21 protein-coding genes and 1 pseudogene are annotated in these 17475 nt (G+C 68.0%); 13 read left to right on the forward strand and 9 right to left on the reverse strand.

Annotated features, from left to right (window positions below; genetic code table 11):
* Positions 1-183: 183 nt before the first annotated feature.
* From E1261_RS32270 to E1261_RS32280, 3 genes are all read right to left on the reverse strand, one after another.
* A complete protein-coding gene (locus E1261_RS32270) occupies positions 184-1146 on the reverse strand; it encodes a LysR family transcriptional regulator (RefSeq protein WP_132413293.1) in 963 nt (320 codons plus the stop codon).
* A gap of 109 nt (positions 1147-1255) precedes the next feature.
* Positions 1256-2428, reverse strand: coding sequence for an ABC transporter permease (locus tag E1261_RS32275; protein ID WP_132413295.1), 1173 nt, complete (start codon positions 2426-2428; stop codon positions 1256-1258).
* Positions 2425-3306 carry an ABC transporter ATP-binding protein gene (locus tag E1261_RS32280; protein ID WP_132413297.1) on the reverse strand — a complete coding sequence of 294 codons (882 nt, stop codon included), beginning with the start codon at positions 3304-3306 and terminating at the stop codon, positions 2425-2427. The genes E1261_RS32275 and E1261_RS32280 overlap by 4 nt, the downstream gene beginning before the upstream one ends.
* A gap of 207 nt (positions 3307-3513) precedes the next feature.
* Here E1261_RS32280 and E1261_RS32285 point away from each other — a divergent pair, with 207 nt between their 5' ends.
* Entirely contained in the window at positions 3514-4395 is an 882-nt protein-coding gene (locus E1261_RS32285) for an RNA polymerase sigma-70 factor (protein ID WP_132413299.1), read from the forward strand.
* A gap of 49 nt (positions 4396-4444) precedes the next feature.
* On the opposite strand, the gene E1261_RS32290 is transcribed toward E1261_RS32285, so the two are convergent.
* Both E1261_RS32290 and E1261_RS32295 read right to left on the reverse strand, forming a co-directional pair.
* Positions 4445-4639: a hypothetical protein gene (locus E1261_RS32290; RefSeq protein ID WP_132413301.1), complete on the reverse strand. Its 195-nt coding sequence runs from the start codon at positions 4637-4639 to the stop codon at positions 4445-4447.
* Positions 4636-5376, reverse strand: a complete 741-nt coding sequence (locus tag E1261_RS32295) for an SDR family oxidoreductase (protein WP_132413303.1) — start codon at positions 5374-5376, stop codon at positions 4636-4638. Before E1261_RS32295 ends, E1261_RS32290 begins: the two co-directional genes overlap by 4 nt.
* Before the next feature lie 128 nt (positions 5377-5504).
* Between E1261_RS32295 and E1261_RS32300 the strand changes: the two genes are divergently transcribed.
* Positions 5505-6647 carry a low temperature requirement protein A gene (locus E1261_RS32300; protein WP_132413305.1) on the forward strand — a complete coding sequence of 381 codons (1143 nt, stop codon included), beginning with the start codon at positions 5505-5507 and terminating at the stop codon, positions 6645-6647.
* Here E1261_RS32300 and E1261_RS32305 read toward each other — a convergent pair.
* Together E1261_RS32305 and E1261_RS32310 are read right to left on the reverse strand one after the other, a co-directional pair.
* The gene (locus E1261_RS32305; protein WP_132413307.1) at positions 6602-7264 is read right to left on the reverse strand and encodes a response regulator; all 663 of its coding nucleotides are present in this window, start codon (positions 7262-7264) and stop codon (positions 6602-6604) included. The genes E1261_RS32300 and E1261_RS32305 overlap by 46 nt on opposite strands.
* Positions 7261-8607 (reverse strand): sensor histidine kinase, encoded by a 1347-nt coding sequence (locus E1261_RS32310; protein ID WP_132413309.1) that lies wholly within the window; start codon positions 8605-8607, stop codon positions 7261-7263. The genes E1261_RS32305 and E1261_RS32310 overlap by 4 nt, the downstream gene beginning before the upstream one ends.
* A 56-nt stretch (positions 8608-8663) precedes the next feature.
* Here E1261_RS32310 and lipA point away from each other — a divergent pair, with 56 nt between their 5' ends.
* The 3 genes from lipA to E1261_RS32325 all read left to right on the forward strand — a co-directional run bounded on the left by lipA (position 8664) and on the right by E1261_RS32325 (position 11794).
* Positions 8664-9602: a lipoyl synthase gene (gene lipA / locus E1261_RS32315; RefSeq protein ID WP_132413311.1), complete on the forward strand. Its 939-nt coding sequence runs from the start codon at positions 8664-8666 to the stop codon at positions 9600-9602.
* Positions 9603-9649: 47 nt separating this feature from the next.
* Complete coding sequence (locus E1261_RS32320; RefSeq protein ID WP_132413313.1) at positions 9650-10345, forward strand: DUF4191 domain-containing protein; 696 nt, start codon at positions 9650-9652, stop codon at positions 10343-10345.
* A gap of 168 nt (positions 10346-10513) precedes the next feature.
* Positions 10514-11794, forward strand: coding sequence for an SAM-dependent methyltransferase (locus tag E1261_RS32325; RefSeq protein ID WP_132413315.1), 1281 nt, complete (start codon positions 10514-10516; stop codon positions 11792-11794).
* Here E1261_RS32325 and E1261_RS32330 read toward each other — a convergent pair.
* Entirely contained in the window at positions 11791-12333 is a 543-nt protein-coding gene (locus E1261_RS32330) for a hypothetical protein (protein ID WP_132413317.1), read from the reverse strand. The two genes, E1261_RS32325 and E1261_RS32330, sit on opposite strands and share 4 nt — an antisense overlap.
* A gap of 59 nt (positions 12334-12392) precedes the next feature.
* Positions 12393-12851 carry an RDD family protein gene (locus tag E1261_RS32335; protein ID WP_132413319.1) on the reverse strand — a complete coding sequence of 153 codons (459 nt, stop codon included), beginning with the start codon at positions 12849-12851 and terminating at the stop codon, positions 12393-12395.
* 191 nt (positions 12852-13042) lie between these two features.
* Here E1261_RS32335 and glnA point away from each other — a divergent pair, with 191 nt between their 5' ends.
* The 8 genes and pseudogenes from glnA (at position 13043) to E1261_RS32360 (ending at position 17279) form a co-directional block, all read left to right on the forward strand.
* On the forward strand, positions 13043-14467 hold the full coding sequence (gene glnA, locus E1261_RS32340; RefSeq protein ID WP_132413321.1) for a type I glutamate--ammonia ligase: 1425 nt from the start codon (positions 13043-13045) through the stop codon (positions 14465-14467).
* Between the two features lie 80 nt (positions 14468-14547).
* Entirely contained in the window at positions 14548-15015 is a 468-nt protein-coding gene (locus E1261_RS32345) for a DUF4304 domain-containing protein (protein ID WP_132413323.1), read from the forward strand.
* 49 nt (positions 15016-15064) lie between these two features.
* Positions 15065-15352, forward strand: a complete 288-nt coding sequence (locus tag E1261_RS45540) for a hypothetical protein (RefSeq protein WP_165952732.1) — start codon at positions 15065-15067, stop codon at positions 15350-15352.
* Between the two features lie 56 nt (positions 15353-15408).
* Positions 15409-15471, forward strand: a pseudogene (locus E1261_RS47180) (hypothetical protein); the annotation flags it as partial.
* A 49-nt stretch (positions 15472-15520) separates the two neighbouring features.
* Positions 15521-15769: a hypothetical protein gene (locus E1261_RS46575; RefSeq protein ID WP_238176562.1), complete on the forward strand. Its 249-nt coding sequence runs from the start codon at positions 15521-15523 to the stop codon at positions 15767-15769.
* A gap of 208 nt (positions 15770-15977) precedes the next feature.
* Positions 15978-16109: a hypothetical protein gene (locus E1261_RS46950; protein ID WP_272948623.1), complete on the forward strand. Its 132-nt coding sequence runs from the start codon at positions 15978-15980 to the stop codon at positions 16107-16109.
* A 135-nt stretch (positions 16110-16244) separates the two neighbouring features.
* On the forward strand, positions 16245-16637 hold the full coding sequence (locus E1261_RS32355; RefSeq protein ID WP_132413325.1) for a cytidine deaminase family protein: 393 nt from the start codon (positions 16245-16247) through the stop codon (positions 16635-16637).
* A 189-nt stretch (positions 16638-16826) separates the two neighbouring features.
* Positions 16827-17279 (forward strand): hypothetical protein, encoded by a 453-nt coding sequence (locus E1261_RS32360; protein ID WP_132413327.1) that lies wholly within the window; start codon positions 16827-16829, stop codon positions 17277-17279.
* The last annotated feature ends 196 nt before the right edge of the window (positions 17280-17475 follow it).

Here is a 17475-nt window from a genome sequence, read left to right on the forward strand (position 1 = left end):
GTTGGGTGGCAGGCGTCCGTGGGTGAGCCCGAGCGGGTGGGGCAGCAGTATCGGGAGCGGATGGAGGACCCCGAGGACACGGGCGAGTTCCATGTGAGTGCGTTCGAGGGACCGTTCAACTCGCCGGAGATTCGGCCGGCCGGAGCCTGAGCGACGTAGCGAGTGGCGTGAGGCCGGTTTGGCTCACGCCACGTGCATGTGGTGGTGGGGTTGGTCGCGGCGGGCGTGTTCGGCCAGGGCCTCGTCGTACGCAGCCGTCGCCATGGCAAGGACGTCGGGGGCCATCTGGGCTCGGGGTGAGTCGGTGCTCCAGGCCAGCAGGAGGCGGCGGTGGATGGGGTCGCCGGTGAGCGGGCGGGTGATGACGTCGCGGGAGAGCAGCCGGTACGACGTCGGCGAGATCAGCGCGACCCCCTGACCACTGGTGACGAACCCCATCAGGACCGAGGTGTCGACGGAGTGGTGCTCGACCTTCGGCTGGAAGCCGGCTTGTTCGCAGGCGGCGCGGAACAGGACGTGGAAGCCGCTGTCGTCCGGCGGTTCGCCGATCCATTCCTCACCGGAGAGCGTGGCCAGGTCGATCTCTGCATGCCCAATCGCAGCAGCAGGATGGTCGGCCGACATGACGACGTACGCCGATTCCGACTCGACCACCGTGCACGACTCAACCCCGGTGGGGAGCCGCAGCTCGAAGCCCGGGAACTCACGCAGCAGCGCGAAATCGAGTCGCCCGCTCTCCAACTGCTGGAGCAGCACGCTCGTGGACCACTCGACCTCGATGCTGACCTGCTCGATCTGGCCGTGGTCCCGCAGTCGGTGCGCGATCCCGGACATCGGTGCGGTCGGGAAACCACCCAGCCGTACGGCGCTGGACTCGCTCGCGGTCATCGCGGACACGGTCGCGGCGAGGTGGTCGACGTCGACGAGGATCGCGCGGGCCCGGTCCACGGCGTACCGGCCTAGTGCGGTCGGGGTGACACCGGTGCGGGAGCGCTCGAAGAGCTCACCGCCGAACGCGGCCTCGATCCGTTTGAGCTGCGCCGTGAGGCTGGGCTGGCTCACCTTGAGCCAGCGGGCCGCCCGGCCGACGGATCCCGCCTCGGCAACCAGGACGACCACACGGAGATGGCGCAGCTCCACGTTCATGCGTTGAGACCGTAGTCCAAGTCGCTACACAGGACACAGGTAATCAAGATTGCGGTTTCGTCACAGCCCGGGCAAACCCTGTAACGCTCACCCGGGTTGTGACGATAGGTCATCCAGCTTCGAGCGCCAGCGCCTCGCGGTAACCGAGCCGGCGGCCGGTCTTGAGCAGCGTGCGCTCATAGAGCCGCGCACCGAGCCGGATGATCAGCACCGTGGCCACGAGCAGGATCCCGATCGCCGCCAGCGGCTGCCAGAGCGGCACGTCCTCCGTCAGCATCCGCCCGGGCATCGACATCGAGGACGCGATCGGGACGAACGAGGCGATCTCCCGGGCCTCCGGTCCGGCGAAGACCGCGAAGAAGAACGGGATCATCAGGATCATCTGCCCGGGCAGCGTGGTGGACCCGAGGTCCTCCTGCCGGGTGGCCAGCGAACCGGCGACCGCCCACAGCCCGGCCAGGGCGACGAACCCGAGCACGAAGAAGACCACGAACCACCCGGCCACCGGCGCCACGACGGACAGGATGTCGAGCTGGTCCGTCGCCGTCAGCCCGATCAGCGAGGCGATCGCGATCACCAGGATCTGAGTAAGCGCCAGCACCGTGTTGCCGAGCACCTTGCCCCACAGCAGCGACCGGATCGGTACCGAGGCAGCCAGGATCTCGACGACCCGGCTCTCCTTCTCCTGTACGACGCTCTGCGCGATCATCATGCCGAACCCGAGCGCCGTCATGTAGAACACCAGCGCCAGCCCGATGTTCACGAAGTCGGCCACGAACCCGGGCAGCGGCCCAGGCTCCAGAATCTTCTCGGTCACCTGTGTACCGGCCCGCAACTGCTCCGGCGTCAGCTTCACAGCGGCCGCGTTCTTCTCCATCCCGACCGAGGCCACGGCCGCGCGCAGTGCGCCACCGACCCCGGAATCCACCTTGTCCTTGCCGACAACGACGTACCCATCAGGTCCCGGCAGCAAGGCGGCGGTCGCGTCGGTGTTCGTCACCGCCTGCTCGGCAGCGGCCTGATCCGCAACCCGCAGGGGCTCGTACGCTTCGCCTCCCTGCGTCTCCGAAGCCCGCTGTACGACGGCCGCTCCGCCGTCGTCGATCACCGCGATCTTGTCGGAGTCGTTGCCACCGGCAAGGATCGCCGGCAGGATCACCGCGGCCATCACGATGACCAGCATCACCAGGGTCGATCCGATGAACGTCTTGTCCCGCAGCTTCGTGCTGATCTCGCGCTCGGCGATCAGCATCCAGGGCCGATCCAGGGTCTGGTCGTTCATCGGGTCGCCTCCCGGAAGACGTCGCTCAAAGCCACCCGCTCCGGCCCGAATTCCAGGACCGGTCCACGGCTGATCGCCTGCTGAAGAATCTGTTGGGCCGAGGCCTCGTCCTCGGCGTCGAAGAGCGCCGTACCGCCGGCCACGTCGCGGACGTGCAGACCGGGCAGGTCGCGCAGCCAGCCGGCGTCGCCGTCGACCACCAGCCGGTACGTCGGCGTCTGGCTGGCCGCGAGTTCCGCAACGGGGCCCGCGGCAACGACCTTGCCACGGGACAGCACCACGAGGTCGTCGCACAGCCGCTCGACCAGGTCGAGCTGGTGGCTGGAGAACAGCACCGGAACCTCTGGAGTGACCTCCTCGCGCAGAAGGTCCACCATCGCGTCGACCGCCAGCGGGTCGAGACCGCTGAACGGCTCGTCCAGGACCAGCGCGATCGGCTCGTGGATCAATGCCACCGCGATCTGCACCCGCTGCTGGTTGCCCAGTGAGAGCGTCTCGAGTACGTCGGTCGCCCGCTCGGCCAGGCCAAGCCGGCTGAGCAGCTTGTCGGTCCGCTCGGTGGCCTTGCCCACCGACAGACCATGCAGCCGGCCGAAGAAGACCAGCTGGTCGCGGATCTTCATCTTCGGGTACAGCCCGCGCTCCTCCGGCATGTAGCCGAATTCCCGCCGGGTCTTCTGCGTCAGCAGTTCACCGTGCCAGCGCACTTCACCGGCGTTGGCGGCCAGGACGCCGAGGATGATCCGCATCGTCGTCGTCTTCCCGGCGCCATTGGCCCCGACGAACCCGGTCATCCGCCCTGGCACGACGTCGAATGTCACGTCGTCCAGCGCCAGCTGTTCACCGAACCGCCGAGTGAGTCCAGCCACCCTCAGCATCCGTCACCGTTCCTGTCCCATCGGCCCCCACTTCCACACCGGAAGTAGCTCAAAGTTAGCCAGTCGGCACCCCGCCGTACGTCGGCCGCCAGGGTGATCGCGGGTGTCATCCGCACGGTGGAGAGTGGGCTACGCCACGGTGGGCTGATGTCACATCCGGCGTGTCCCGGTGGTCGGAACTGGTGACAGCGCGATCAGGGAGGAATGATGACTACCGTGAGCGAGGACCTCGACCAGGCGGCGGCGATCTTCGGCGAGGTGCGACCGCGGCTGTTCGGCATCGCCTACCGGATGCTCGGCAGCGCGAGCGAGGCCGAGGACATCGTGCAGGACGTGTGGCTGCGCTGGCAGCTGGCGGACCGCAGTGTCGTGCTCAACCCGGCCGCCTACCTGGCCACCGCGACCACTCGGCTCGCGATCAACGCGACTCAGTCCGCCCGGGTACGGCGGGAGTCGTATATCGGGCCGTGGCTGCCGGAGCCGGTCGACACGAGCGCGGACCCGTACCTTGGCGCGGAACGCGGTGAGGCGCTGGCGTTCGCCGTACTGCTGCTGATGGAGCGCCTGTCCCCCAACGAGCGTGCTGCGTACGTGCTGCGGGAGGCGTTCGACTACCCGTACAGCCAGATCGCCGACATCCTGCAGCTGAACGAGCCTGCGGTGCGGCAGCTCGTCAGCCGGGCCCGCAAGCACGTGGACGGCGAGCGGCGGGTCGAGGTGGACGCGACCGAGCAGCAGCGGCTCCTGACGGCCTTTGTGCATGCTGCCAAGTCCGGGGACCTGGTGGAGCTGGAGGACCTGTTCGCGGCCGATGTGACGAGTGTGTCCGACGGCAACGGCAAGGCGCGGGCGTCGAAGTTCCCGGTGGTCGGGTCCGAGCGGGTGGCCAAGTTCTTCCGCTCCTTCCACACCCGGTTCTGGGTCGGCGTGGAGATCGTCTGGACGCAGATGAACGGCCAGCCGGCCGCGGTGCTGACCGTCGACGGCCAGGTCCGTACCGTCCTCACGGTCAGCTCGTCGCCCGACGGCATCTTCCAGATCAACGTCCAGATGAACCCGGACAAGCTGGCCCGCCTTCAGACCGCCTGAAGTGTCGACTGAGGGCTCCGGGTGTGCGGCCACACACCCGGAGCCGGTCTCAGTGCCCCGGATCCTCCAGTGCCTCCACCGCACCGAGCAGGCTGCGGAGGCTGGCTTGCTCCATGGCCTCCTCGGCCGGGTCGACCAGCCACTGCTCTACCGGCAGCTCAACATCCGGTACGGCGGCCTCCAGCGCACCGAGCTCTGCCTTCGTCTCGGCCTCCAGCTCGTGCAGGAAGTCGTCGCTGCTCATTTCTTCTCCCAATCGGCGTAGTGGATCCGGCCGAGTACTGCCTCGCCGATCGGTACCAGCGCGTCCTCACTGACCACAGCGCCGTAGTACGTCGCCTGCGGGTCGGTGACGACCTCACGGGGGTCATCCAGCTCGGACAGCGCCTTGCGGAAGAACTCGTCCATCCGCTCCTTGTCCGGCCCGGCGATCTCGACCCGCCCGTTCAGCGGTTCGCCGGTCGCGCCCCTGGCCACCTCGTCGGCGACGTCGTCACCGGCGATCGGCTGGAAGTTCACCGGCTGGATCCGGACCACACCGTCGACCTCGGAGGTGTCGGCGATCGCCTTCACGAACTCGAAGAACTGGGTCGCGTGCACCAGCGAGAACGGGACGCCGGAGGACTCGATCAGCTCCTCCTGGGCGAGCTTGGCGCGGAAGTAGCCGATCTGCGGCGAGCGCTCGGTACCGACGATCGACAGTGCGACGTGGTGACCGACCCCGGCCCGCTTCTCAGCGGCCAGCACGTTGGTGGTGGCGGTGCGGAAGAAGTCCAGCGCCGCCTGGTCCTCGAACGACGGTGAGTTCACCAGGTCGATGACCACCGACGCACCGGTCAGCACCTCGTCCAGGCCTTCACCGGTGAGCGAGTTCACGCCCGTGTCGGGCGCCGCCGCAACCGCCTTGTGCCCGTGTGCCTCCAGTCGCCGTACGACCTTCGAGCCGATCAGCCCAGTGCCGCCAATCACGACGATCTTCACAACTCGCTCCCGTCTGCCCAGGCGCCCCGCCGGCGCCACTCACCAGTCAAGACAGACGACCGCACCGAGTTGTGACAGGCGTCTGTCACAGCGGTGCCCGGCCGGCTGTCTTGCCTGACATGACCAGGATGACCGCACGCTCCATCGACGAGGCGCACCGGACGTCGAGCCCACTGGAGCTGCTCTTCGACCTCACCTTCGTGGTGGCAGTCGCCGCAGTGACCGCAGAGCTCGCGCACAGCATCGCCGACGGCCACGTCGAGGTGGTCGGGTTCCTCCAGGTGTTCTTCTCGATCTGGTGGGCCTGGATGAACTTCACCTGGTTCGCCTCGTCCTACGACACCGACGACGTGCTGTACCGGGTGCTCACCATGGTGCAGATGGCCGGAGTGCTCGTGCTGGCGGCCGGCGTACCGGCAGCAGCAGCCTCGGGCGACTACCGGACCGTGCTCATCGGCTACCTGATCATGCGGGCCGGACTGGTCGTCCAGTGGCTGCGCGCGGCGTACGAGAATCCCGCAGGGCGCAGTACGGCGCTCAAGTACGCCGTGGGGATCGCAGCAGCTCAAGTCGGCTGGTTACTGGCTCTGGTACTCGCGGACCTGGCACTCCCCTGGTTCGTGCTACTGGTCGCCGTCGAGCTCGCCGTACCGCGGTGGGCCGAGCGGGGACCGCAGACCACCTGGCATCCGCACCACATTGCCGAGCGCTACGGGCTGTTCGCGATCATTCTGCTCGGCGAGAGCGTGCTGGCGGCCAGCCGGGGTGTCCAAGCCGCAGTGGCGAGCGACCACGTCAGTGCGTCGTTCCTGCTGGTCGCCGGAGCCGGACTGGTCCTGCTGTTCGCGCTCTGGTGGCTCTACTTCCTGCACCCGTCCGGTGATGGGCTCCGCGATCGCCGCGAGCACTCCTACGGCTGGGGCTACGGCCACTTCTTCCTGTTCGCCGCACTGGCCGCGCTGGGCAGTGGACTGGAGGTGGCGGTCGAGGAAACCACCCACGCACCACAATCAGTCGGGTACGCCGTTGCCCTGCCAGTGGCTGTCTTTCTGACCATGCTCTGGCTGGTCCACGCGCCGATCGTCAATCCACCGGTCACCCCGCTGATCTTCGTGCTGATCAGCGTCGCCGTCGTACTGGCGCTCCCGCTGGTGCTGTCGGCGGTCGGTGTGGTCGTCGGGTGCGCGGCGGTCGTCGTACTGCTGGTTGGTGCGGTGCTGGTGCGTCAGCCGGCCAGGTCGTCGCCGGGGGTGACCAGTCCGCACTCGTAGGCGAAGACAACGGCCTGGACGCGGTCACGCAGGCCGAGCTTGAGCAGCACTCGGGAGACGTGGGTCTTGACCGTGGCCTCGCCGACGTAGAGCTGGTTGGCGATCTCGGTGTTGGTCAGGCCGCGCGCGATCAGGCCGAGAACCTCGCGCTCACGCTCGGTCAGGTCCGAGATCAGATCCGGACGGTAGACCCGCTCGCCACCACCGGTGAACCGCTTGATCACCCGGCGGGTCACCTCGGGCGCGAGCAGTGCGTGACCCGAATGCACGACCTCGATCGCCTCGACCAGGTCCTCCGGTGCGGTGTTCTTCAGCAGGAACCCGCTGGCCCCCGCACCGAGCGATTCGAAGAGGTAGTCGTCCCGGTCGAACGTGGTCAGGATGATCACCTTGCCGGCGTCCGCGGCGACGATCTTCTGCGTTGCGGTGATCCCGTCCATCCCGGGCATCTGGACATCCATCAGTACGACGTCCGGCCGCAGCTGCAGGGCGAGCTCGACCGCCTTCTCGCCGTTGGCCGCCTCACCGACCACCTCGATCTCGGCCTCGACCGAGAGGATCATCCGGAAACCGGCCCGGACCAGGTCCTGGTCGTCGACCAGCAGGACGCGCATCATTCGTCTACTCCTCGCTGCACCGGGATCCGCACCCGGACCCGGAACCCTCCGACCGGCCGGGGACCGATCTCGCTCTCACCACCGAGCAGCCCGACCCTCTCACGAATCCCGACATGCCCGAGCCGGCTGCCGACGGAGGCGTGCTTGGGGCGGCCGTCGTCGATCACCTCGAGCTCGACCGCTTCCCCCAGATACCGCAGGGTGATGTGCGCGCTGCGCGCGGTCGAATGCTTCCGGACGTTGGTCAGCGCCTCCTGGGCGATCCGGTAGACCGACACCGACACCGTCTGCGGGAGTTCCTGCAGCGGACCGATCTGGTGGAACCCGACCTCCAGCCCCTGACCGTTGACTTCAGCGATCAGAGCCGGCAGCCGGTCCGCACCGGCCTGCGGCGCCTTCTCGTCCGGTGCGTCGACATCCAGATCGGGGTCGGCGGCGCGCAGCATGCCAAGCAGTTGGCGCATCTCGTTGACCGCGGTCCGGCTGGACTCCTCGATCACGCTGAGCGCGTTCTTGGCCGCCTCCGGGTCCTTCTCCATCACCCGGCGCGCTCCCCCGGCCTGGACCCCGATGCTGCTGATGTGGTGCGCGACCACATCGTGCAGCTCACGGGAGATCCGCAGCCGCTCGTCGATCACCGCGCGCCGCGCGTTGGCTCGCTGCTGCTCGGCCAGCTCGACGGCTTGCCCCTCGAGTTCGGCCCGCTGCCGCGCCACACCCCACGCCGTCCGGCCCCAGTGGTAGGCGCCGAAGAAGTACAGGGCGTTCAAGGCGACCGCCAGCGTCACGGCCGAGACGTACGGCGACGCCAGGCCCTTGTTCGGCCCGGTGATCTGGTTCATCCGCAGCGCCTCGAGGAAGTTGATGCCCAGCCAGGTGAACATCCCGGTGAACACCAGCGCCGACGCAGCCTTCACCAGCCGGCGTTCCCGCGACCAGGCGACCGCCGAATAGATCGCCATGAACAGCGACACCTGCGTGACGAGGTTCCCGGCGTACGCGAAACCGGCGCGGACCCCCGTCAGCACGAACAGGACGGAGACCAGCAGCATCACGGGGACCGGAGCGACCCGGCGGAAACACAGCGGCAGCGCACCGGCGGCGGCGAGCACGTACGGCTCGACGCCCCAGATACCGAGGTCGACCGCCGTCGGCGAGGAGGTCCTGGCCAGCTCGGTCCCCAGCAGCCCGAGCGCCGCCATCGACACCCCGAGGATGAGGTCGCTGCGCCGCTCCCGCGCGGTCGGACGCGGCCGGACCCAGCGACGCTCGGTGGTCGGCCGCTCCGGCGCAGGACCCGGTACGGCGGCGCCCGGCGTACTGCCGAGTTGAACGGTGGACATAGCTCATCAGCGTACGGGTGATTGGCTCCTGAATAGCGGCGCGTACCCTGGGAGCTGTGACGATCGCCCCTGAAGGACGGAAGCTACTCAGGCTCGAAGTGCGCAACGCGGAGACCCCGATCGAGCGCAAACCCGAGTGGATCAAGACTCGCGCCAAGATGGGCCCGGAGTATCAGGCCCTCTCGAAGCTGGTGAAATCCGAACAGCTGCACACAGTCTGTCAGGAAGCCGGCTGCCCGAACATCTTCGAGTGCTGGGAGGACCGGGAGGCGACGTTCCTCATCGGTGGCGACCAGTGCACGCGGCGCTGCGACTTCTGCCAGATCGACACCGGGAAACCGGAGGATCTGGACCGCGACGAACCGCGCCGGGTCGCCGAATCGGTCCGGACCATGGGCCTGCGCTACGCGACAGTGACCGGTGTCGCCCGCGACGACCTCCCCGACGGCGGTGCCTGGCTGTACGCCGAGACCATCCGGCAGATTCACGAGCTCAACCCCGGCACCGGCGTCGAAATGCTCGCGCCGGACTTCAACGCCGTACCGGAGCAGTTGGCCGAGGTGTTCTCCTCGCGGCCCGAGGTGTTCGCACACAACGTCGAGACGGTGCCGCGGATCTTCCGCCGGATCCGCCCCGGCTTCCGCTACGAGCGCTCGCTGGACGTCATCACCCAGGCCCGCGACTACGGCCTGGTGACCAAGTCCAACCTGATCCTCGGGATGGGCGAGACCCGCGACGAGGTCAGCCAGGCGCTCAAGGACCTGCACGCGGCCGGCTGCGAGATCATCACCATCACGCAGTACCTGCGTCCTTCCGTACGGCACCACCCGGTCGAGCGCTGGGTCCGGCCGGAGGAGTTCGTCGAGATGCAGGCCGAGGCCGAGGAGATCGGTTTCGCCGGTGCTCTGTCCGGTCCGCTGGTACGGTCGTCGTACCGCGCCGGACGGCTGTACCGTCAGGCCGTTGAGTCACGTATGAACGCCCCGCAAGCCTAAACCAACAGGCTCAGAACCCGCAGGCTCAGAACCAGGACAAGGTAGAGATGGCCAAGAACGACGCGCCCGCCGAGAAGACCAGCCGGCTCAAGCAGATCCGGTCGGCGTACACGCTGACCAAGAAGTCCGACCCGAAGGTCGGGCTGGTGCTCGCCGGGATCTTCCTCGGCATCGTCGCGGTGTTCGTCGCGGCCGGGATCTTCGTCGGCCCGCTGCTGGTCTGGATCCCGCTCGGTGTCGCGCTCGGCTTCCTGGCCGCCACGATCATCTTCGGCCGCAAGGTCGAGAAGGCCGCGTACAGCCAGATCGAGGGCCAGACCGGCGCGGCCGCCTCGGCCCTGCAGACGCTGCGCCGCGGGTGGAACGTGACGCCCGCGGTCGCCGTCACCAAGAACGCCGACATCGTGCACCGCGTCGTCGGCCGGCCGGGCATCGTCCTGGTCGGCGAGGGTGCGCCGAGCCGCGTGAAGAACCTGCTGGCCGCCGAGGGCAAGAAGCACACCCGGGTCGCCGGCGGTGCGCCGGTCATCCAGCTGATCGCCGGTCAGGGCGAGGACGAGATCGACATCCGCAAGCTGACCAAGCACGTGATGAAGCTCCCGGCCGCCCTGCAGCCGTCGGAGATCACCGACCTGCTCCAGCGGCTGAAGGCGCTGGACGCCGTCCGCCCGCAGGTCCCGATGCCGAAGGGCCCGGTGCCGACCAGCATGAAGGGCGCCCGGCAGGCCATGAAGGGCCGCTGACCCAAGAACCGTCCGCACTTACCCAGGGTGACTAGCAGCTCCTGGGTAACCGATGACGCTCAAGGGCGTTTGAGTAGCGTGGGGTTTCTGTGCCTCGTGTCGCAGCGGCCTGACGGCAATCGGCCTTAGAGTGCGGCCAGGACGGTTCAAGGGGTGAGGTAGAAAGTCATGACGGATCTGATGCCGGCGGTGCACCAGCCGGTGGCCGAGACATGGCCGACGCTGGCCAGGCCGCGATCGAACCCGGTACGCCGGGTCGGCGCCCTGGCCGCGATCCGTCTGATCGCCAAGGACCTGCCCGCGACCATCAATCTCGACAACAAGTCGTACGGCCTCGGTGGCCCGGCGATGCGGGTGCACCGCAGCGCCGCGTTCCTGGACCGGCTCGGGCAGGACGCCGGCTCCGGATTCGGCGAGGCCTACCTGGCCGGTGACTGGGATCCCGAGCCCGGGACCGATCTGGCCGACCTGCTGGTGCCGTTCGCCGAGCGGTTCAGCAACGAGGAAACCCGGCATCTGCTGCCGAAGTGGGCGCAGTCGCTGCGCTGGCTGGTGACCCGCACCCAGCCCGGCGACCAGGAGAACGACCGGGCCGGCGCCCGCGAGAACATCAGCCGGCACTACGACCTGAGCAACGGGATGTTCTCGGAGTTCCTCGATCCGACCCTGACCTACTCCGCGGCCTACTTCGGTACGGCGGATCCCACGGCCGGGCTCGGGGAGGCGTCGTACGACGAACTGAACCAGGCGCAGCTGAACAAGCTCGACGCGATCCTCGACGCGGCCGGCGTCCAATCCGGCTCCCGCGTGCTCGACATCGGGTGCGGCTGGGCCAGCCTGGCCATCCGCGCCGCCCAGCGCGGCGCCTGGGTCACCGCGATCACCATCGCCTCCCAGCAGGCCCTCCTGGCGCAGCGCCGGATCGCCGATGCGGGCGTGAGCGACCGCGTGCAGGTCGCGCTGCGCGACTACCGCGATCAGATCGGCGAGTTCGACGCCGTACTGAGTGTGGAGATGATCGAGGCGGTCGGTGAGCGGTACTGGCCGGTCTACTTCGACGCGATCGAACGGCGACTCGCCCCCGGCGGCATCGCCGTCGTCCAGGCGATCGTGATGCCGCACGAGCGGATGCTGGCCACCCGCAACACCTTCACCTGGGTGCAGAAGTACATCTTCCCCGGCGGCCTGATCCCCTCGGTCAAGGTGATCGAGGACATCACCCGTGACCACACCGGCCTGCAGACCGAGGTCCTGCGCCACCTCGGCCCGGACTACGCCCGGACGCTGCGGATCTGGCGCAACCGCTTCATCGATCAGTGGCCGGCCATCGCCGACCTCGGCTTCGACGGCACCTTCCGCCGGATGTGGGAGTTCTACCTCGCCTACTCCGAAGCCGGCTTCCGCACCAACTACCTGGACGACGTCCAGTTGCGGTTCACCCGCCGCTAGAGCGCGCGCAGGTTCAGGATCGCCCGGCCGCCGCCGATGTACGGGAGGCGGAGGTTCAGGCCGGGCTTGTCGAGTGAGCGCGACAGGGAGCCGGTCCCGGTGCGACAGGCGACGCCGGTGCCGCCCGGCCGGAAGTTGAGCACGCAGCCGGGGGCCAGTTGCCCGCTGCCCCCGCCGTACCGGCCGGAGATCGTGAAGGGTACGAACTTGCCGATCTTGCCGATCTTCAGGGTGCCGCCGCGGAAGCGGAGCGTGGTCGACGGCCGGAGCAGGACCTCGCAGTTGCTGTCACTGCACGCGGCGTAGTTCGAGCCGTCCTTGGCCTTCGGTACCGGCTTGGGGGTCGGCTTCGGCTTCGGCTTGGTGGGCGGTGCGGGAGTCGGGGTGGGCGCCGGCGACGACTCGGAGGGGGTCGTCGCCGACGCCGTGGGAACGCTCGCACTGGGGGTGGTCGCGACCTGATCCCCCGATGAGCCGCACGCAGCGAGCATCAGCAGAGCTACGGCGAGTACGGCGGTTCGGGTCACGGCGAGGTTCACAGCGCCGATCCTGGTACGGCGGGAGCTCGTGGTGGCCGCGGTGGCAGGGAGCTGCCAGGTCAGCGGCGGACGACAATGGTGTTCGCCGCGCGGTCGTGCAGGCCGCGGCGGTCGCGGTCGTAGACGACGGCGGGCAGGACCAGACACAGCAGTACGGCGCGGATGACACCGCCCAGGAGTCCTACCTGAGCGCCGGTCGGGCCGTCCTTGAGGCTCAGGACACGGAGGCCGAGAACCCGGTGGCCGATCGTGCCGCCCGCCAGCCCGGCCAGGATCGCGGTCATCGCGAAGAAGGTGGTCAGTTGCGCCGTACCGAAGTCGTTGCCACCTGCCCAGATGGGCTTCCCGGTGATCGCGGACGCGATCAGGCCGGCGAGGAACCAGTCCAGCAGCAGCGCCAGGATGCGCCGGCCCCAGCCGGCGGCCGAGCCCGGGCCTGCCTCGGGAAGGCCGAGCCGATTGCCCGGATAGCGGAACTCGCCGGAGGGTCCTGTGCCCGGCTGGGCCGATGATGCCATGATGACTAGCCTACGGAAGCGCAACTGAGTGCCGACAGGCGGACTGCGACATCTCAGGGCGTGACCGGCGTACACCAGTGGGTCAGCGCGGACACGCTGGGCGTAACATCCGCGAAACATCGGGGTCACCGCCGAGTAATCGGCAGGCCCTACGTTCAGTTGCAATCTCTGAGCCACCCCGAGGAGTACGTATGTTTTCCAGCGCTGAGGAGCTGCTCGCCTACGTCAAGGACGAGGGCGTCGAGATCGTCGACGTCCGGTTCTGCGACCTGCCGGGCATCATGCAGCACTTCACCGTCCCGGTGTCGTCGTTCGGACCGGAGGTCTTCGAAGAGGGCCTGGCGTTCGACGGCTCGTCGGTTCGCGGTTTCCAGCAGATCCACGAGTCCGACATGAAGCTGCTGCCGGACCCGACCAGCGCCTTCATCGACGAGTTCCGCAGCGCCAAGACGCTGGTGGTCAACTTCTTCGTGCACGACCCGCTGACCGGCGAGGCGTACTCGCGCGACCCGCGCAACATCGCCCGCAAGGCGCAGGAGTACCTGAAGTCGACCGGTATCGCGGACACCGCGTTCTTCGCCCCCGAGGCCGAGTTCTACGTCTTCGACGACGTCCGCTTCGAGACCAAGGCGAACTCCTCGCACTACTCGATCGACTCGGTCGCCGGCGCCTGGAACACGGGCCGCGTCGAGGACGGCGGCAACCGCGGCTACAAGGTCCGCTACAAGGGTGGCTACTTCCCGGTCGCGCCGACCGACCACTTCGGTGAGCTGCGCGACGACATCACGCTGTCCCTGGAGCGCTCCGGCCTGATCGTCGAGCGCGCCCACCACGAGGTCGGCACCGCCGGCCAGGCCGAGATCAACTTCCGCTTCGACGAGCTGCTGGCGTCGGCCGACAACGTGATGAAGTTCAAGTACATCGTCAAGAACACCGCCTGGCAGGCCGGCAAGACCGCGACCTTCATGCCGAAGCCGATCTTCGGCGACAACGGCTCCGGGATGCACTGCCACCAGTCGCTGTGGAGCAACGGCGACCCGCTGTTCTACGACGAGTCCGGGTACGGCGGCCTGTCCGACACCGCCCGCTGGTACATCGGCGGCCTGCTCAAGCACGCCCCGTCGCTGCTGGCCTTCACCAACCCGACGGTCAACTCCTACCACCGCCTGGTCCCCGGCTTCGAGGCCCCGGTCAACCTGGTCTACTCCTCGCGGAACCGCTCGGCCTGCATCCGGATCCCGATCACCGGCTCCAACCCCAAGGCCAAGCGCATCGAGTTCCGCTGCCCCGACCCGTCGGCCAACCCGTACCTGGCCTTCGCCGCCCAGCTCCTGGCCGGCCTCGACGGCATCCGCAACAAGATCGAGCCCGCCGACCCGGTCGACAAGGACCTCTACGAGCTCCCCCCGGAGGAGCACGAGGGCATCGCCCAGGTCCCCACCTCCCTCCCGGCCGTCATCGACGCCCTCGAGGCCGACCACGACTTCCTCCTCGAAGGCGACGTCTTCACCGCGGACCTCATCGAAACCTGGATCGACCTCAAGCGCACCCAGGAAATCGCCCCCATCCAGCTCCGCCCGCACCCGCACGAGTTCGAGCTCTACTACGACGTGTGAGCCGCTAGCCGTCGTCCCGAAGCCCACCCGGTGTCCCGCCGGGTGGGCTTCGTCGTCCCACCTCCAGCTAGGTTGCGTACATGCACGGCAACTGGTTCCCGCGGAGGGCGCCTGCGGTTCCGGCGCAAGCGCTGTACGCCACCCTGGTCAAGGAGACACTGAGCCCGGCTCTCCGCGCTGCTGGATTCAAGGGGTCCGCAGGTAAGTACTCGCTGCCCTCCTCGGATTGCTGGGCCCTGCTCGGATTCCAGAAAGCGTCCGGCAGCACGGCCGCCGAGGTGCGGTTCACCATCAACCTCCAGGTCGTGAACAAGTCCGCCTGGACCGCAGCAAGGCACGAGCGACCCCACCTGCCGGAGCGCCCAGCTGCCTCGATTTGCTACGGCAAGCCGACTTCGTGGGTGCGCATCGGCAACCTCACACCCGAGCGGGCGGATAAGTGGTGGTGCCTGTCCGCACGGACAGACCTGGCTGAGCTGGGCAAGGACGTCGTCCACGACATCACCGAGTACGCCCTCCCCTGGTTCCGCCACCAACTCGATCGGTGAATGGCCGCCGCTGTTTCGCATCGGGCTGTCGTCGACGACAATCCATCTCATGGCCGCTCTGCTGCAGTTGTCGGTGCCGTCCGCCACCCGCGATCAGTTCGACGAACTGGACGACCGGGTAGGCCAGGCCATGGCAACAGCCGGCGGGCCGCCGCCTGGACTGATGGCGCACGTAGTCCACCCGGAGGGTGACGGCTTCACCATCACCCAGGTCTGGCGCACGGAGGCCGAAGGCCTCGCCTACGTAGACAACGTTCTCCACGCCTTACTAGCCGACCTGCACCTGACCCCAACCGAAACCACCATCCACCCCGTCTGGTCCTTCGCCCGCCCGTGACCACCAAGCACTTCGGGGTCTACGGGGTTTGGCTGCAGGCGGGGCGGCTGGTGTTGGTGCGGAAGTCGCGGGGACCGTACGACGGGTTGCTGGATCTGCCGGGTGGTTCGCCTGAGGCAGGTGAGTCCGAGGTGGACACGCTGCGCCGGGAACTGCGGGAGGAGTGTGGTGTTCGGGCTAGGCCGAGTGCTCGAGACCGCGACGCTCGAGTTCCATGTCGAGCAGGATTCGGCTGGCCGAGCCATCGACTTCACGCATGCGGGTCTCATCATGCGGGTGGAGGTGGACGGACCTGTCGTGCGGGACATCGCGGCGGAGGATGTTCGCGGGATCACGCTCGCCACGGCGGCCGACGTACCGAGGTTCTCTCCCCTGGTTCGTGCGGCACTTCGCCTGTTCCCCGCGCTGGCGGTGTGACCCGAACGATCAGGACGTATACGGGCTGGTGATAGCGAGCGTGGCAATGGGGGCAGTGGGGGGTACCGGTCGTTGGGAGGTTTCATGCGGTGGCGGTGTTGATGGGGCCTACCGGTGGGGCGGACCTGTGCCACTGACCAACCTGCTCCTGAGCCGACCAGACAGGACCGGCTGAGCGTGAACCGGGCCGCCCGTGCAGAGTTGGACAGTGCCGGCGGTCCGCCGTCCGCTCACCGCGATCGCCATCCGCACGGTGGGTTCACTCGACGCGTCACACCGAGCAGCCATCTTGGCCGGCATCCAGCTGGATGCAGCCAACCCGCGCAAGGACAGGACGTAGTCGTCTACGTATGCCGTGCCGCACGCCTGGGGCGAAGGCGAGTTGCCGCGACCCGAGGGATACCTCCTGTCCTCGTGCAGCTGTCGCGGCGAAATCCCTTCGTGGGTGAGTGGGTGCGGTTGTTAGGTTCCGGGCATGACTGGTGTTGAGGGGCTGATCGAGGCTGCTGCGGCGGTTTTGTGGCCGCATCGGGTTGGGGATCGGGTGTTCGGGGATGTGGCTTCGGCTCTGGTGACTGACAAGGGGACTGTGTACGTCGGGGTTTGTATCGACACGAGTTGCGGCACGGGGTTTTGTGCTGAGCATGCTGCTATCGCGGCGATGGTGACTGCGCGGGAGTACCGGATCGCGCGGATCGTGGCGGTGACGCGTGGGGTGGACGGTGTGGTGGTTGTGCCGCCGTGTGGGCGGTGCCGGGAGTTCATCCGGCAGATCGACGAGGCGAATCTCGAGGCCGAGGTGATCCTGGGACCGGACCGGATCACGTCGCTGCGTGCACTCCTGCCAGCCGCAGACTGGCCGGTGTGAGGCACGGCGAGCAGGCGCAGGACCAGTACGGCGGGGTCCACCACGGGGGTTGCCCCTCCAACTGGGGGGTTGCCCATCGAAAATCTCAGTGGGCAACCCCCCAACTCACTAGGCAACCCCCGGCTCGGTCGACGGCGCCGGGCACGGCCTCTGTTCTCAGTGCGGTAGCCGGTTGCTAGGTTCGCGGGCATGACTGGTGGGGTACTGCCGCTGGTGGCGGGGTGTACGGCGCCGGCTTGGGATGCGGCGGAGTGTGTTCGGAGCTGGATGGGGGCGATTCATGCGGCTGCCCGGACTTCGCGGTACCGGGTGATGGGGGACGCCGAAGGGCCGCGGCCGGGGCCTACTCGGAACTTCTACTCGGTGGAGTTGCGCGGGGAGGATGTCGTCGAGCTGAGGCTGAATGTGCCGATGCGGGTGGTGGCGGCCGTGCGGGAGGTCGGGCGGATCGATGCGCCGTACTGCGAGGTACCGGGGGCTGCGACCTTCGTGGTGGCGGGCTTCGTCGTGGGGACGCCGGAGGAGCTGAATGCTTCGGTGGTCGACGAACATCTCGTGGGACTGTCGAAGGCCGATCTGGTGGACGTGAAGTATCACGAGCCGCGGACGGTGGGCCAGATCTTGTTCAACTGGTTCGACTGAGCCCATCCACCGCCTGAGACACGGCAATCCTAGTAAGTCAGTCGACATACTCTCGTACTATGACTGCCGAATTCTTGTGGTACATCCCTAATCAGGTTGAGCCTGGGCATCGTGGTGATGACGCGATCAGGGGGCACAACAGCTTGGACCGGCTTACTGAGCTGGCGTTGCTCACCGAGCGGCATGGGTGGGGTGG

It is taken from the genome of Kribbella albertanoniae (genome assembly GCF_004348455.1).
Lineage (GTDB): Bacteria > Actinomycetota > Actinomycetes > Propionibacteriales > Kribbellaceae > Kribbella > Kribbella albertanoniae.

Coding starts and splice junctions, on each gene's coding strand:
- E1261_RS32270 (WP_132413293.1), bottom strand. CDS start 1,146: ATGAACGTGGAGCTGCGCCATCTCCGTGTGGTCGTCCTGGTTGCCGAG.
- E1261_RS32275 (WP_132413295.1), bottom strand. CDS start 2,428: ATGAACGACCAGACCCTGGATCGGCCCTGGATGCTGATCGCCGAGCGC.
- E1261_RS32280 (WP_132413297.1), bottom strand. CDS start 3,306: ATGCTGAGGGTGGCTGGACTCACTCGGCGGTTCGGTGAACAGCTGGCG.
- E1261_RS32285 (WP_132413299.1), top strand. CDS start 3,514: ATGACTACCGTGAGCGAGGACCTCGACCAGGCGGCGGCGATCTTCGGC.
- E1261_RS32290 (WP_132413301.1), bottom strand. CDS start 4,639: ATGAGCAGCGACGACTTCCTGCACGAGCTGGAGGCCGAGACGAAGGCA.
- E1261_RS32300 (WP_132413305.1), top strand. CDS start 5,505: ATGACCGCACGCTCCATCGACGAGGCGCACCGGACGTCGAGCCCACTG.
- E1261_RS32305 (WP_132413307.1), bottom strand. CDS start 7,264: ATGATGCGCGTCCTGCTGGTCGACGACCAGGACCTGGTCCGGGCCGGT.
- E1261_RS32310 (WP_132413309.1), bottom strand. CDS start 8,607: ATGTCCACCGTTCAACTCGGCAGTACGCCGGGCGCCGCCGTACCGGGT.
- E1261_RS32320 (WP_132413313.1), top strand. CDS start 9,650: ATGGCCAAGAACGACGCGCCCGCCGAGAAGACCAGCCGGCTCAAGCAG.
- E1261_RS32325 (WP_132413315.1), top strand. CDS start 10,514: ATGACGGATCTGATGCCGGCGGTGCACCAGCCGGTGGCCGAGACATGG.
- E1261_RS32335 (WP_132413319.1), bottom strand. CDS start 12,851: ATGGCATCATCGGCCCAGCCGGGCACAGGACCCTCCGGCGAGTTCCGC.
- glnA (WP_132413321.1), top strand. CDS start 13,043: ATGTTTTCCAGCGCTGAGGAGCTGCTCGCCTACGTCAAGGACGAGGGC.
- E1261_RS32345 (WP_132413323.1), top strand. CDS start 14,548: ATGCACGGCAACTGGTTCCCGCGGAGGGCGCCTGCGGTTCCGGCGCAA.
- E1261_RS45540 (WP_165952732.1), top strand. CDS start 15,065: ATGGCCGCTCTGCTGCAGTTGTCGGTGCCGTCCGCCACCCGCGATCAG.
- E1261_RS32355 (WP_132413325.1), top strand. CDS start 16,245: ATGACTGGTGTTGAGGGGCTGATCGAGGCTGCTGCGGCGGTTTTGTGG.
- E1261_RS32360 (WP_132413327.1), top strand. CDS start 16,827: ATGACTGGTGGGGTACTGCCGCTGGTGGCGGGGTGTACGGCGCCGGCT.